Annotated in this window: 13 protein-coding genes; 1 reads left to right on the top strand and 12 read right to left on the bottom strand. The window is 61.2% G+C overall.

Translation table 11 applies throughout. The annotated features are described in order from the left end of the window. Nucleotides 1–16: 16 nt before the first annotated feature. From mlaD to AC4BBN_RS12210, 6 genes are all read right to left on the bottom strand, one after another. Nucleotides 17–517 carry an outer membrane lipid asymmetry maintenance protein MlaD gene (gene mlaD / locus AC4BBN_RS12235; protein WP_490592254.1) on the bottom strand — a complete coding sequence of 167 codons (501 nt, stop codon included), beginning with the start codon at nt 515–517 and terminating at the stop codon, nt 17–19. A 9-nt stretch (nt 518–526) separates the two neighbouring features. After that, the gene (gene mlaE / locus AC4BBN_RS12230; RefSeq protein ID WP_490592253.1) at nt 527–1,309 is read right to left on the bottom strand and encodes a lipid asymmetry maintenance ABC transporter permease subunit MlaE; all 783 of its coding nucleotides are present in this window, start codon (nt 1,307–1,309) and stop codon (nt 527–529) included. Continuing rightward, entirely contained in the window at nt 1,306–2,148 is an 843-nt protein-coding gene (locus AC4BBN_RS12225) for an ABC transporter ATP-binding protein (protein ID WP_490592252.1), read from the bottom strand. Before AC4BBN_RS12225 ends, mlaE begins: the two co-directional genes overlap by 4 nt. Before the next feature lie 167 nt (nt 2,149–2,315). Next, entirely contained in the window at nt 2,316–3,794 is a 1,479-nt protein-coding gene (locus tag AC4BBN_RS12220; RefSeq protein ID WP_490592251.1) for a glutamate synthase subunit beta, read from the bottom strand. Between the two features lie 34 nt (nt 3,795–3,828). Next, on the bottom strand, nt 3,829–8,559 hold the full coding sequence (locus AC4BBN_RS12215) for a glutamate synthase-related protein (protein ID WP_490592250.1): 4,731 nt from the start codon (nt 8,557–8,559) through the stop codon (nt 3,829–3,831). 180 nt (nt 8,560–8,739) lie between these two features. Then, a complete protein-coding gene (locus AC4BBN_RS12210; RefSeq protein WP_490592249.1) occupies nt 8,740–9,438 on the bottom strand; it encodes an REP-associated tyrosine transposase in 699 nt (232 codons plus the stop codon). 155 nt (nt 9,439–9,593) lie between these two features. Here AC4BBN_RS12210 and AC4BBN_RS12205 point away from each other — a divergent pair, with 155 nt between their 5' ends. Then, nucleotides 9,594–9,950, top strand: coding sequence for a hypothetical protein (locus tag AC4BBN_RS12205; RefSeq protein ID WP_490592248.1), 357 nt, complete (start codon nt 9,594–9,596; stop codon nt 9,948–9,950). Nucleotides 9,951–9,953: 3 nt separating this feature from the next. On the opposite strand, the gene AC4BBN_RS12200 is transcribed toward AC4BBN_RS12205, so the two are convergent. The 6 genes from AC4BBN_RS12200 to AC4BBN_RS12175 all read right to left on the bottom strand — a co-directional run bounded on the left by AC4BBN_RS12200 (nt 9,954) and on the right by AC4BBN_RS12175 (nt 15,126). Beyond that, nucleotides 9,954–10,838, bottom strand: coding sequence for a class I SAM-dependent methyltransferase (locus AC4BBN_RS12200; protein WP_490592247.1), 885 nt, complete (start codon nt 10,836–10,838; stop codon nt 9,954–9,956). Beyond that, nucleotides 10,825–11,523, bottom strand: coding sequence for a DUF1415 domain-containing protein (locus AC4BBN_RS12195; RefSeq protein ID WP_490592246.1), 699 nt, complete (start codon nt 11,521–11,523; stop codon nt 10,825–10,827). Before AC4BBN_RS12195 ends, AC4BBN_RS12200 begins: the two co-directional genes overlap by 14 nt. After that, entirely contained in the window at nt 11,520–12,167 is a 648-nt protein-coding gene (locus AC4BBN_RS12190) for a hypothetical protein (protein WP_490592245.1), read from the bottom strand. The genes AC4BBN_RS12195 and AC4BBN_RS12190 overlap by 4 nt, the downstream gene beginning before the upstream one ends. A 31-nt stretch (nt 12,168–12,198) precedes the next feature. After that, entirely contained in the window at nt 12,199–13,353 is a 1,155-nt protein-coding gene (locus AC4BBN_RS12185) for a deoxyguanosinetriphosphate triphosphohydrolase (RefSeq protein ID WP_490592244.1), read from the bottom strand. 77 nt (nt 13,354–13,430) lie between these two features. Beyond that, the gene (gene aroB, locus AC4BBN_RS12180) at nt 13,431–14,555 is read right to left on the bottom strand and encodes a 3-dehydroquinate synthase (protein ID WP_490592243.1); all 1,125 of its coding nucleotides are present in this window, start codon (nt 14,553–14,555) and stop codon (nt 13,431–13,433) included. Nucleotides 14,556–14,601: 46 nt separating this feature from the next. Beyond that, a complete protein-coding gene (locus tag AC4BBN_RS12175; RefSeq protein ID WP_490592242.1) occupies nt 14,602–15,126 on the bottom strand; it encodes a shikimate kinase in 525 nt (174 codons plus the stop codon).

The raw sequence follows: 15,126 nt of genomic DNA, 5'->3' as shown, positions 1-15,126 counted from the left end.
GCAAGCTTGTGTATTTTTATTTTTTGGTCGCGGGCGCCGTGGCGGCAGCCGGCGTGGAGGGGCCATCGGCTGCTTTGCTGTACAGAAACTGGCTGATCAGGTTTTCCAGCACTACGGCCGATTGCGTCGTGGAAATCGTGTCACCAGCCGCCAGCGTCTTTTCTTCGGCACCGGCTTCTATGCCAATGTATTGCTCACCCAGCAAGCCGCTGGTCAAAATTTTCAGCGAGCTGTCTTTCGGAAAAGCGAAACGCGTATCCATGGACAGCGTGACCTTGGCCTGGAAAGATTTGTCATCAAAAGTAATGCTCTCGACCCGGCCGACCACGACGCCCGCGCTCTTCACTGCCGCCTTTGGCTTGAGCCCGCCGATATTGTCGAACTTGGCACTCACGGTGTAGCCGGTCTGGAAATTCAGCGACAGCAGATTGGCCGACTGTAGGGCCAGAAACAGCAAGGCCGCCGCGCCCAGCAGCACAAAAAAACCAACCCACACATCGTTTTTCGAGCGTTGCATAAAACTGCCTTAAATAGAAAACATGGTGGCGGTGAGCAGGAAGTCCAACGCAAGCACCGCCAACGAAGCCACCACCACCGTGCGCGTGGTCGCGCGCGAAACGCCTTCGGGCGTGGGCTGGGCCTCATAGCCTTGCAGCAGCGCGACAAAGCTTACGGTGAAGCCAAAAACCACACTTTTGATTACACCGTTGCCAACGTCCTTGAAGACGTCTACGCCACCCTGCATCTGGCTCCAGAAAGCCCCGGAATCGACGCCAATCATCAACACGCCCACAATCCAGCCGCCGATAACGCCTACAGCGCTGAACAGCGCAGCCAGCAAAGGCAGCGTAATCACGCCGGCCCAAAAACGCGGCGCAAGGATGCGCTGCACCGGGTCCACGGCCATCAGCTCCATGGCGCTCAGCTGCTCACCCGCCTTCATAAGGCCGATGCCAGCCGTCAGCGAAGTACCGGCGCGCCCGGCGAACAGCAAAGCCGTGATGACCGGCCCCAGCTCGCGCACCAGGCTCAGCGCCACCAACAGCCCTAGGGCCTCCGAAGAACCATAGCGCTGCAGCGTGTAATAGCCCTGCAAGCCCAGCACAAAGCCGACGAACAGGCCGGACACGCCGATCAGCGCCAGCGAATAATTACCCAGAAAGTGGATCTGGTCACGCACCAGGCCAAAGCGCTTGAGGGTCGGCCCCAGCGATGCCAGCAGGCGCAGAAACAAACGCGTGCCGTGGCCTATGTCGGCCAATTTGGAGCGCACGGCAAAACCGACGTCCGAGGGCTTGTACCAGGTCATGGCCGACCTCCCGCACGCGGCACCGTGGGCAATCCGGCGCCAAAATCCTGCTCCACAGTCGGACCAGGGTAATGGAAGCGCACCGGGCCATCGGGCAAGGCATTGATAAATTGGTGTACCAAAGGGTCAGTGCTGGTCCGCACCTCGTCTGGCGTGCCCTGGGCCACGATCTTGCCGTTAGCCAGAACCACCACCTTGTCGGCAATATGGAAGGTTTCGTCCAGATCGTGCGAAACGATGACGCTGGTCAGGCCCATGGTGTCGTTGAGTTCCCGGATCAAACGGGCCGAGGTACCCAGAGAGATAGGGTCCAGACCGGCAAAGGGCTCGTCGTACATCACCAGATCCGGGTCAAGCGCAATCGCGCGGGCCAGGGCGACGCGGCGGGCCATACCGCCCGACACCTCGCTGGGCATCAAATCGCGCGCGCCGCGCAGGCCTACAGCGTTGAGCTTCATCAGCACGATGTCGCGCACCAACGCTTCCGACAGATCAGTGTGCTCGCGCAGCGGAAAGGCCACGTTGTCAAACACGGTCATATCGGTAAACAGCGCGCCGAACTGGAACAGCACGCCCATGCGGCGCCGCGCTGCGTACCAACCTGCCTGGTCAAATGCGGCAACGTTCTTGCCGTTCAACAGCAACTCGCCCGCCTGGGCCTTGATCTGGCCGCCAATCAGGCGCAGGACGGTCGTTTTACCGCCACCAGAGGCACCCATGAGTGCCGTCACCTTGCCTCGCGGGATGCTCAGCGTAATGCCGTCCAGCACCGGGCGCTCCCCGTACCCGAAGGTAAGCTGGCGTATTTCAACGAGGTTGTCTGGTGTGGCTGTGGTCATAGAAAGGCAAAAGCCGGAACGCTTCCGGCTTTTGCATGATAAGGGATTGTCCTAGGGCTTGGCCTGTAGCGCCTCGCAAACCTATACATACTTGTATGTATGTATGCAAAGCCCAACACCCTGGCGCCCTCATGGAGCGCAGCCAATGGCCGCACTCCATCTGGCTTTTAACGAGGCAGGTCGCTGAAACCCATCAGGAACTCATCGACAGCACGGGCCGCCTGACGCCCCTCGCGAATCGCCCACACCACCAGGCTCTGGCCACGGCGGATGTCGCCTGCCGCAAACACCTTGGGCACGTTGGTGGCATAGCCACCGGTAAAGTCGGTATGCGCCTTGGCATTGCCACGCGCATCCTTCTCGATTCCGAACGCATCCAGGATGCCTGCGACAGGGCTGACAAAGCCCATGGCCAGCAGCACCAGATCGGCCTTCATCGTGACTTCGGTACCAGGAATCTCGACCAGCTTGCCGTCCTTGAACTCCACACGCACGGTTTTCAGACCGGTGACCTTGCCCTTTTCGCCAATGAATTCCTTGGTAGAGATGGCGAACTCGCGCTCGCAACCTTCGTCATGGCTGGAGCTGGTGCGCAGCTTGATCGGCCAGTAAGGCCAGGTCATGGGGCGGTTTTCTTCTTCCGGCGGACGCGGCATGACTTCGAACTGGGTCACGCTGACCGCGCCGTGGCGGTTGCTGGTGCCCACGCAGTCGGAGCCGGTGTCGCCACCGCCGATGACGATGACGTTCTTGCCGTCTGCACGCAGCTGGCCCTTGAGCTTGTCGCCCGCGTTGACCTTGTTTTGCTGGGGCAGGAATTCCATTGCGAAATGGATGCCATCCAGGTCGCGGCCGGGCACGGGCAGGTCGCGCGATTGCTCGGCACCACCGGTCAGCACTACGGCGTCAAAGTCTTTTTGCAGTTGCTCGGGGCTGATGGTTTCCTTGGCCCAGTTGGTGACCTTGGAACCCTTGCCCAGCGGGTCTTTGGCGGCGCCGACCAGCACGCCGGTGCGGAAGGTGACGCCCTCGGCGGTCATCTGCTCGACGCGGCGGTCGATGTGGCTCTTCTCCATCTTGAAGTCGGGAATACCGTAGCGCAGCAAGCCACCGACGCGGTCGTTCTTTTCGAACAGAGTCACGTCATGGCCGGCGCGCGCCAGCTGCTGGGCTGCTGCCAGGCCGGCGGGGCCGGAGCCGACCACCGCGACCTTCTTGCCGGTCTTGTGCTTGGCCACGCGGGGCTGGACCCAACCCTCGTCCCAGGCGCGATCGATGATGGCGTGCTCAATCGACTTGATGCCCACTGCCTGGTCACTCACGTTCAGCGTGCAGGCTGCCTCGCAAGGTGCGGGGCAGATGCGGCCCGTGAACTCGGGGAAGTTGTTGGTGCTGTGCAGCACCTCGATGGCGTTCTTCCAGTCGCCGCGGTACACCAGATCGTTGAAGTCCGGAATGATGTTGTTAACTGGGCAGCCGTTGTTGCAGAACGGAATGCCGCAGTCCATGCAGCGCGCGCCCTGGATTTTGGCTTGCGACTCGTCGAGCCCGACGACGAATTCCTTGTAGTGTTTCAGACGCTCGGCCGGTGGCTTGTAGCCCTCTTCCAGCCGACCGTATTCCATGAAGCCCGTGACTTTTCCCATGATTAGATCCTGTTCGTCTTTGATATGGCTGCGCTTACTTCGCAGGAACCACTTCAGTTTTTGTAGCACCTTGCGCAGATGCAGCCTGCGCTAGAGCCACTTTTTTTGCATGCAATTCCGCCAGGGCGCGCTGGTATTCCAGCGGGAACACCTTGACGAACTTGCCGCGGGCTTCGGACCAGTTGTCCAGCAGGTCGCGGGCGCGCTTGCTGCCGGTCCAGCGGTTATGGTCTTCCAGCAGCTTCTTCAGCTGGGCTTCATCCGTCTGGCCGTTGTGCCACTGGTCGGCCACGCCCAGGCCCTGCTGTTCGCCGGATGGCAACACTTTTTCAAGCGACACCATAGCCATATTGCAGCGCTTGGCGAACTGGCCATCTTCGTCATAGACGTAGGCGACGCCGCCGCTCATGCCGGCAGCAAAGTTGCGGCCCGTCTTGCCCAAAATCAGCGCGGTACCGCCGGTCATGTATTCACAACCATGGTCGCCCGTGCCTTCGACCACCGTGGTGGCGCCCGACAGACGCACGGCGAAACGCTCGCCAGCCACGCCGCTGAAGAAGGACTCGCCGCTGGTGGCGCCGTACATCACCGTGTTGCCCACGATGGTGTTCTGCGTGGCCACGCCTCGGAAGTCGATGCTGGGGCGCACGACGATGCGGCCGCCGCTCAAGCCCTTGCCGGTGTAGTCGTTGGCATCTCCAATCAGGTACAGCGTGATGCCCCTGGCCAGGAAGGCGCCGAAAGACTGGCCGCCCGTGCCTTCGAGCTGGATGCGGATGGTGTCATCCGGCAAGCCCTCAGGGTGCACCTTGGTCAGAGCGCCGGACAGCATGGCACCCAGCGAACGGTTGACGTTGCGCGCGACTTCCATGAACTTGACCTTCTCGCCGCGCAGGATGGCGGGCTGGGCCTTTTCGATCAGCACGTTGTCCAGCGACTTCTCCAGGCCGTGCTCTTGGTTTTGCACGTGGTAGCGCGGCACATCGGCAGGCACCGGAGCCTGGGCGAACAGGCGGTTGAAGTCCAGGCCGCTGGCCTTCCAGTGGGCGATGCCCTTGCGGGTATCGAGCAGGTCGGCGCGACCGATCAGGTCGTCGAACTTGCGGATGCCCAGCTGGGCCATGATTTGGCGCACTTCTTCGGCGATGAAGAAGAAGAAGTTCACAACATGTTCGGGCTTGCCCTGGAATTTCTTGCGCAAGACCGGGTCTTGCGTGGCCACGCCCACTGGGCAGGTATTCAGATGGCATTTGCGCATCATGATGCAGCCCTCGACCACCAGCGGCGCGGTGGCGAAGCCGAATTCATCTGCACCCAGCAGCGCGCCGATGGCGACATCGCGGCCGGTCTTCATCTGGCCGTCGGCCTGCACGCGCACACGGCCGCGCAGACGGTTCAGCACCAGGGTCTGCTGGGTTTCGGCCAGGCCGATTTCCCACGGGCCGCCTGCATGCTTGATGGACGACCAGGGCGATGCGCCCGTGCCGCCGTCGTGGCCGGCAATCACGATGTGGTCACTCTTGCACTTGGTCACGCCTGCGGCGATGGTGCCCACGCCCACTTCCGACACCAGCTTGGTGCTGATGCTGGCGTGCGGTGCCACGTTCTTCAAGTCGTGGATCAGCTGGGCCAAATCTTCGATCGAATAGATGTCGTGGTGCGGCGGGGGCGAAATCAGGCCCACGCCTGGAACGGAATGGCGCAGCTTGCCGATGTACTCGGACACCTTGCCGCCGGGCAGCTGACCGCCCTCGCCTGGCTTGGCGCCCTGGGCCATCTTGATCTGGATCTGGTCAGAAGACACCAGGTATTCGGCGGTGACACCGAAGCGGCCGGACGCCACCTGCTTGATGCGCGAACGCAGCGAGTCACCGTCTTGCAACGGGTAGTTGGTGGTTTCCACCACTTCAGGGCCAATGATCTCGCGCAGCGTCTGGCCTTGCTTGATCGGGATGCCCTTCAACTCCTGGCGGTAGCGGTTGGAGTCCTCGCCGCCTTCGCCGGTGTTGCTCTTGCCGCCGATGCGGTTCATGGCCACGGCCAGCGTGGTGTGCGCCTCGGTGGAAATCGAGCCCATGGACATCGCGCCGGTGGCGAAACGCTTGACGATCTCCTTGGCGGCTTCGACTTCTTCCACGGGAATCGCCTTGGCCGGATCGATCTTGAACTCGAACAGACCGCGCAGCGTCATGTGGCGGCGGCTCTGGTCGTTGATCAGCTGAGCGTATTCCTTATAGGTGTTCCAGTTGTTGGCACGGGTGCTGTGCTGCAGCTTGGCAATGGCGTCAGGCGTCCACATATGCTCTTCGCCGCGCACGCGCCAGGCGTATTCACCTCCGGCATCCAGCATGGTGGCCAGCACGGGATCGTCACCGAATGCAGCCTTGTGCATGCGCAGGGCTTCTTCGGCAATCTCGAAGACGCCAATGCCTTCCACCCGGCTGGAGGTGCCGGTGAAATACTTGGACACGGTCTCTTGGTTCAAGCCAATCACCTCGAACAGCTGCGCGCCGCAGTAGCTCATGTAGGTGCTCACGCCCATCTTGGACATGATCTTCGACAAGCCCTTGCCGATAGCCTTGACGTAGTTGTAGATGGCTTTCTCAGGCGACAGCGCGCCGCTCAGGTCCTTGTGCAGGTCAGCAAGGGTTTCCATCGCCAGATAGGGGTGGACGGCTTCTGCGCCGTAACCGGCCAGCACGCCAAAGTGGTGTACTTCGCGGGCAGTACCGGTTTCCACCACCAGGCCGGTGGTGGTACGCAGACCGTTGGTCACCAGATGCTGGTGGATGGCGCTGCTGGCCAGCAGCGCAGGGATGGCGATCTGCGTGGCGCTGACGTTGCGGTCGCTGACGATCAGGATGTTCTTGCCGCTCTTGATGGCATCCACCGCCTCGGCACACAGAGAGGCCAGCTTCGCTTCCACACCTTCGCGACCCCAGGCCGCGGGGTAGGTGATGTCGAGCGTGGCGCTCTTGAATTTGCCGTGGGTGTGGCGTTCGATGTCGCGCAGCTTGGCCATGTCCTCGAAGTCGAGGATGGGCTGGGCTACTTCCAGGCGCATCGGTGGGTTGACCTGGTTGATGTCCAGCAGGTTGGGTTTGGGCCCAATGAAGGACACCAGCGACATGACGATGGCTTCGCGGATCGGGTCGATCGGCGGGTTCGTCACCTGGGCGAACATCTGGCGGAAGTAGTTGTACAGCGGCTTGTTCTTATCGCTCAGCACGGCCAAGGGGCTGTCGTTGCCCATAGAGCCAATACCCTCTTCACCGGCCTGGGCCATGGGCGACAACAGGAACTTCACGTCTTCCTGGGTGTAGCCAAAGGCCTGCTGGCGGTCCAACAGGGACGTAGCGCTAACGGGCGCAACTGCCGCATCCGCAGGCACGTTGTCCAGCTTGATGCGCAGGTTATCGATCCACTGCTTGTAGGGCTTGGTGTTGACGATGTTGGCCTTGAGCTCTTCGTCGTCGATCATGCGGCCTTGTTCTAGGTCGATCATGAACATCTTGCCGGGCTGCAAGCGCCATTTGCGGACGATCTTGTTCTCTGGCACAGGCAGCACGCCCGATTCCGACGCCATGATGACCAGGTCGTCGTCGGTGACGCAATAGCGCGAGGGGCGCAGGCCGTTGCGGTCCAGTGTGGCGCCGATCTGGCGACCGTCGGTAAACACGATGGACGCCGGGCCGTCCCAAGGCTCCATCATCGCGGCGTGGTATTCATAGAAAGCGCGGCGGCGCTCGTCCATATTGGTGTGCTGCTCCCAGGGCTCAGGGATCATCATCATCACGGCCTGGCTGATCGGATAGCCGGCCATGGTCAGCAGTTCCAGGCAGTTGTCGAAGGTCGCCGTGTCGGACTGGTTGGCGAAGCTAATGGGGTACAGCTTGGCCAAGTCGGCTGCCAGAACGGGCGAGGCCATCACGCCTTCGCGGGCCTTCATCCAGTTGTAGTTGCCCTTGACGGTATTGATTTCACCGTTGTGCGCCACATAGCGGTATGGGTGAGCCAACGGCCACTCGGGGAAGGTGTTGGTGGAGAAACGTTGGTGCACCAAGCCGATAGCCGAGATGCAACGCTCGTCAGACAAATCCTTGTAGTACACGCCAACCTGGTCGGCCAGCAGCAGACCCTTGTAGATGACCGTGCGACTGGACATGCTGGGCACGTAATACTCTTTGCTGTGCTTGAGCTTCAGGTTCTGAATATTGGCGCTGGCGGTCTTGCGGATCACGTACAGCTTGCGCTCCAGCGCGTCTTGCACGATGACATCGTCGCCGCGGCCAATGAAAACCTGCTTGAGCAATGGCTCGGTCTTGCGCACGGTGGGCGACATGGGCATGTCTTTATCGACCGGCACGTCGCGCCAGCCCAGGAACACCTGGCCTTCGGCGGTAATCGCACGTTCCATTTCCTGCATACAGGCCTGGCGGGAGGCGTGTTCTTTTGGCAAGAAGATCATGCCGACGCCGTACTCACCCGCTGCGGGCAAGGTCACACCCTGCTTGGCCATTTCTTCGCGGTACAGCGCGTCGGGGATCTGGATCAAGATGCCCGCGCCGTCGCCCATCAGCTTGTCAGCGCCCACGGCGCCTCGGTGGTCGATGTTCTCCAGTATCTTCAGCGCCTGGGTGACGATATCGTGGCGCTTTTCGCCTTTGATATGAGCCACAAAACCCAGACCGCAAGCGTCATGCTCGTTGCCGGAAGAATACAAACCGTGTTCGTTGAGATACTGGATCTCGGCAGCCGTTGTCATGGCGCTCTCCTATAGTGTTTCGCGGGGATTGCAAGCATAAAGGACAGCAACAACAATGCCAAGCACAATAATCGGGGTCAGATTCCAATTAACTCAAAATGAACTGCATCAAAAAATATTTAGGGACAAATCAAAATAAATAGCAAAGAGTGTTTATTTAATAAGCGCTGAAAGCCTTTTTCATATCCCCTCTTTTCGCGAAACTGGGCGGCCAGCAACAGACTGCGTCAACCTGCGATCGGTTCTCTTTTGTAAATCCGCAACAAAATCCGCATCCCCTAACGCCCACCCCCGGAGCGCGGATTCGGTCAGTTCATGCTGCTGGGTCGCCGTGATGCCGGCCTGCACCAAATTGGCGTAGGCCGCTTCACGGGCAAATGGCGTATTGCCCAAGTTCCACCACAGCGGGTGGGGCGCGACCAGCTTGTCCGCACGCAGGCCGATCGCATGGCCGTAGCTGGACCACGGATAGTCGCGCGGGTCCTGCACCAGGCCGGCACGCACGGGGTTCAGGTCAATATAGACCATGCAGGCCAGCAGATAGCGCTCGGTCTGCACCAGCGTGGACCGGTAACGCCCTTCCCACAACGTGCCGCTGCGGCCCTGCTTATCGTTGAAGTAGCGCACATAGCGCCGCCCGACCGCCTGCATCATCTGTGGCAGGCCCCGGTCCGTTTCCGGCGTGGCCAGCAGATGGAAATGGTTGCCCATCAGCACATAAGCATGCACCTGCACATCAAAACGCTTAGCGTTCTCGGCCAGCAGATCGATGAAGAAGTTGTAGTCCGCCGCTTCCTCAAAGATAGCCTGACGGTTGTTGCCGCGCTGGATCACGTGGTGGGGAACACCGGGCAAGGTCAGTCGGGGAAGGCGGGCCATACGCAAAAAAGTTGGAGCCAAGGAATGCCGATGGTAATTGGAATCTGACCCCTATTTTTCTTTACAAAAGATTACGGCAAAAGTTGTAGATGTCTGACGGCTGTGAATTGTTATAGAAGGGTCGGCAACATATGGCTTGCCACGGAGAAAACACAATGCGTATTCGATTTGCGGTTCCGGTTCTGGCGGGTTTATTGGGCGCTGTAGCGCTGTCTGGCTGCGTAGTGGCACCGCCCAGGCAACAGATCGTCTACACCACGCCTGCACAACCCGCAGGCCCCGTGGTGTACACCGAAGTTGCACCTCCTCCGCCCCAGGTGGAGGTGATTGGCGTAGCACCTGCCCCCGGCTATTTCTGGCTGTCAGGCGTGTGGATCTGGGAAGGTGGCCGCCATGTATGGCACCCCGGCCACTGGGAAGCCCACCGCCCGGGCTACGCCTGGACTCCGCACCGCTGGGTGCAGACCGGCCACGGTTGGCAACTGCACGGTGGCTTCTGGGCGCATGGCTAGAAGCTAAGCACTGGCTATAGTGCTGGTTTCAGGCAGCTTGAAACGGGTATCCGCCAGGCCAGACAAGCCAAACTCAGCCAGCAGACTAGCCAAGCGCTCGGCTGCGGCCCGCTTTTTCTGGCCGGTATATTTGGCGATGATGAGCTCGTTCTTCATGCTGTGCTCCCAGCCCACCAGCTCGGTCACGGTGACCTGGTAGCCCCAGGCTTCCAGGTACAGACAGCGCAGCACATTGGTGACCTGGCTGCCCAGCTCCCGGGTGTGCAACGGGTGACGCCACAGCTCGGCCAGCGGAGTTTTGGTGCCATTCAAGGCCTTGTTCTGGCGCAGACAAGCAGCCACCTCGGCCTGGCAGCAAGGCACGAGCACCATGGCCCTCGCCTTCTTTTGCAAGCCGAAGGCAATGGCGTCATCGGTCGCGGTGTCGCAGGCATGCAGCGCGGTCACAACGTCAATGCGCTGTGGCAACAGGTCTGAGCCAGTGGACTCGGCCACACTCAGGTTCAGAAACGACATCCGGGCGAAGCCCAAGCGTGCCGCCAACTCCTGCGACTTCGCGACCAATTCGGCACGGGTCTCTATGCCATAGATATGGCCCGCCCCCAAAGCCTTGAAGAACAGGTCGTAGACGATGAACCCCAGATAGGACTTGCCCGCGCCGTGGTCGGCCAGGGTCAAGCCGGCCTCGCCCGCAGGCATCTCTTTCAGCAGCTTTTCGATGAACTGGAACAGGTGGTAGACCTGCTTGAGCTTGCGGCGCGAATCCTGGTTAAGTTTGCCGTCACGGGTAAGGATGTGCAGCTCTTTGAGCAGCTCAACGGACTGGGCCGGGTCGATTTCAGGCGGCAGCGCAGGAGCCACTAGCAACTTGTGTTTAGGAATCTTCATGGGGTGATCGTAACGACTCGGAGGCCACACCAGGAACCCATGGGACCGGCTGTGCCGGACCATCGGGTTCGCCCCCTGCAAGGGGGTTGGCGGCCACACGAAGTGGGCAAGCCTGGGGGTGTGCAGTTGCAGCCACGCCAAGCGAATCCCAGCCGGCTTGCCCCAATGCCTCCAGTGTTTCCATATTGCGCTCGAAGATGGCCTCGGCCTCGGGGAAGGCCGCTACGGCGCGGTCGATGCTAGCCTCGCGCAGCAAATGCAGGCAGGGGTAAGGGGCGCGGTTGGTGTAGTTGGTGATGTCGTCAGGCTCGGTGCCGCCAAACTGGAAGTCGGGGTGAAAGCTGGCGATCTGCACCGTGCCTTCCAGTCGCATGCGGCGCAGCACGCGGTCTGCCTCGCCCAGGAAAGCATTGAAGTCCAGAAAGTCTTGCAGCACCCTAGGCGCTATCAAAAGTGTAGTATCCCGCGCAGACGGTTCCTGCGCTAGAAGCCCATTAAGCTCTTCAATCAACTGCTCGCGCAAAGCCTCGGCATCCAGCGCTGGACTGACGGCATAGTGGATCTGGCCCTTGGTATGCACGGCCTTGGCGAAGGGACATAGGTTCAGGCCAATCACGGCGCGCTCAAGCCAGCGGCGCATGTCATCCACCACAGTGGCATCGCTTGGGACCAAGGCATTAGTCATAGAAATCGGTTCGGCTGGGCCAGCAGCAGGCGCGCCAGCTCGTCCATCAGGCCTTGGTTGATTTCTGCGGCGGGTCGCTCGGCGCTCAATACATCAAAGCCATTGGCGTTGCTGATGCGGAATGCCAGCAGGGCCTGGTCATGGTCGGGCGTGATGCGTACGCTGCCCATCAACTCGGTCATGTATTCAAAGCGGATAGATAAGAGCTTGCGCGACTCGGGGTGGCGTATCTCTTGCCGATCGTGCTTCAGGCGGCCCAGAGTCAGTCGCGACTCAACGCGCTCCAGATCGGGCGGAAAGTTGACGCTGACCGCCCCCTTCACCGGTGGCCCATCCAGCGGCACCACACGCCAGCCCATGCCAATGTAGTCCACCACATCGACCCCACGCAGCCGCTTCTGGCGCACATCGCAACGAAAATCGACCAGGCGCATGGCGGGCCAGGGGGTCTTGCCGTCGAGCGAGAAAGCCGGCGCGAGCGGCGTGATCACACTCAGCTGCTGTGCCAGGTCAACCAGGTAGCTAGCAATCGTCTTGCAGGCTGCCTCGGTCTGGGCCAAACGGGTCTCGGCCGTGTGCTGTTGCGCACTGTGCTGGTCGCGCAGTGCATGGGCCTGGTTTTTGAGTTGGTTCAGAAAACTCATCGCGGCTCCAAATCACATAGGCATGGGGTCATCATCCCCACAATTTCTGGCCCGTCAAGCGTTCGTGCTCGCGGGCGGCGTAACGGTCCGTCATACCGGCGATGTAGTCGGCCACATTGCGCGGCACGGCCTCCGTCTCGCGCGAGGCAAAACGCGCCGGCATCTCCTGAGGCGCGGCCAGATAGGCGTCGAACAACTGGCGCACCATGGTCTTGGCCAGGTCCATCGTCTCTACCACGCGGGGGTGGCGGTACAGGTTCTTCATCAAAAAACGCTTCAGCTCCAGGGACTGGACGCGCATGTGTGGGGTAAACGACAGCAGGGGTGGACACAGCCGCGCGGCATCCGCATCCATGGGGCCAGCTGCCTGCACGGCGGCTTGGGTGGCCGCAATCACGTCATACACCTGGGCACTGAGCATGCGGCGGATGGACTCGTACAACAGGCGGCGGGCCGGCAGCTGTGGGTATTCAGCCAAGGTCTGGTCATGGAAGTGGGCCACCAACGGCACCTCTTGCAGCTGCTCCAGCGTGATCAGGCCAGACCGTACGCCGTCGTCAATGTCGTGTGCGTTGTAGGCGATTTCGTCCGCCAAATTGCACAGCTGCGCCTCCAGGCTGGGCTGGGTGTGCGCCAGAAAGCGCTGGCCTACGTCACCACGGCCATCGGGGTGTACGGGCGCCAAGGCCTCCAGCTTTTCGGCGTTGCTGCGAGAGCAGTGCTTCAAAATGCCTTCACGGGTCTCAAAAGTGAGGTTCAAGCCGTCGAACTGAGGGTAGCGCTCTTCCAGCGCATCGACCACGCGCAGACTTTGCAGGTTGTGCTCGAAACCGCCGTAGTCAGCCATGCAGGCGTTCAGCGCGTCCTGGCCCGCATGGCCAAACGGGGTATGACCCAGATCATGCGCCAGAGCAATCGCCTCCACCAGGTCTTCGTTCAGTGCCAGCGCCCTGGCGATGGAGCGACCCAGTTGTGCCACCTCGATGGAGTGGGTCAGGCGCGTACGGAACAAGTCACCTTCGTGGTTCAAAAACACCTGGGTTTTGTAAACCAGACGCCGAAAAGCGGTGGAATGGACGATGCGGTCACGGTCGCGTTGGTATTCAGTGCGCGTGGGCGCAGCCACTTCCGGAAAGCGGCGACCCCGCGTAGCGGCCGGGTTGCAGGCGTAAGGGGCTAATTGCATCATTCCAATCCAACAGGCCGCTAGCGCATATAGAGCCTGCGCAAGCAGCTACCAATTAAATAGCAAACAGGTGCAGACTAGGCGCAGCAGTAATCAACCACTTCACGCACCAGTGCATCGGGCGCACCGCGCATCACTGCGTTGCCTGGCGGCTGAATGAGCACGAACTTGATTTCACCGGCCTCGGACTTTTTATCCACCCGCATCAGCTGCAGGTAGCGGCCCGCGTTGTCGGTAGCATCCAGCACGGCGCCGCGCGTGGGCAAACCCGCCTGCTGCACCAGGCGGGTCAGGCGCTCAACAAACGGCATGTCCACGCCGCCCAGGCGCTGGGACAAATGCGCCGCCATTACCATGCCGCTCCCCACGCCCTCGCCGTGCAGCCAGGCGCCGTAGCCCATGCCGGCCTCGATCGCATGGCCGAACGTGTGGCCAAAATTCAGAATCGCCCGCAGGCCGGACTCACGCTCATCCTGGCCCACCACATGGGCCTTGATCTCGCAGCTGCGCTTGACGGCGTAACCCAGGGCGGCTGGGTCGCCCGCGCGCAAAGCATCGATATTCGCCTCCAGCCAATCCAGCAGCGCCATGTCGGCAATCGGGCCGTATTTGATGACTTCGGCCAAGCCAGCGCTGAGCTCACGCGCCGGCAAGGTGGCCAAGGTATCCAGGTCGCACACCACTTTGCAGGGCTGGTAGAAGGCGCCCACCATGTTCTTGCCCAGCGGATGGTTGATAGCTGTCTTGCCGCCCACCGAAGAGTCCACCTGGGCCAGCAGCGTAGTGGGTACTTGCACAAAGGGCACTCCGCGCATGTAGCTGGCGGCGGCAAATCCGGTCATATCCCCCACCACTCCGCCACCCAGCGCAAACAGCACCGTCTTGCGGTCGCAGCCGTGGCCCAGCAGGGCATCGAAAATCAGATTCAGGGTTTCCCAGGTCTTGAACGCCTCGCCATCAGGTAGCACCACGGTGTGGATGGCCGCGTAGCGCCCCTGCAGTGCGGCCTGCAAACGCTGGGCATACAGCGGACCCACCGTAGTGTTCGTCACGATCAAGGCCGCAGCGGCGCGCGGCAGATCGGCCCAGGTGGCGGGGTTGTCCAGCAACTGGGTGCCGATCACGATGGGATAACTGCGGTCACCCAGGCTGATGGAAACGGTTTGAGGGGCAGCGGCGGAAGTAGCAGAAAGGGCATGCATAGCCGCACAGTTTAAGGCGGAACGCCGGGCCTACCGCCAGCGCCACTCACTCAGTTGGAGGATGGGGCGTACCCAGCTCCAGCTGCATCACAATCATGTTCACCAGATTGGCGACCGATGGACGACCGGTCTCAATCACGAAATGCGCCGTCTCCCGGTACAGGGGGTCCCGCACCCCAAACAAATCGCGCAAACGGGTCAAAGGATCATTCACCTGCAGCAAAGGCCGGTTCACGTCGTTGCGCACGCGGCGAAACACTTCTTCAGGTGTGGAACGCAGGTAAATCACCTGGCAACGCTCCTTCAGGTGTAGGCGATTGGCCGGCCGCAAGGTTGCGCCGCCACCGGTCGCCAGCACGCCATGCGGCTGCAGCGTCAGTTCGTCCAACACAGACTCTTCCACATCGCGGAAACGCGCTTCCCCCTCACGTTCAAAGAACTCACGGATGGAGCAGCCGATGCGCTGCTCTATGACGTGGTCCGAGTCAGTGAAGGGGACTTGCAGCCGCCGGGCGAGTTGGCGGCCGACGGTGGATTTACCGGAGCCGGGGAGGCCTACGAGAGAGATCAA

The sequence above is a fragment of the Rhodoferax sp. SPJ21 genome (assembly GCF_058216335.1).
This window is presented reverse-complemented; position numbering and strand designations above follow the sequence as displayed.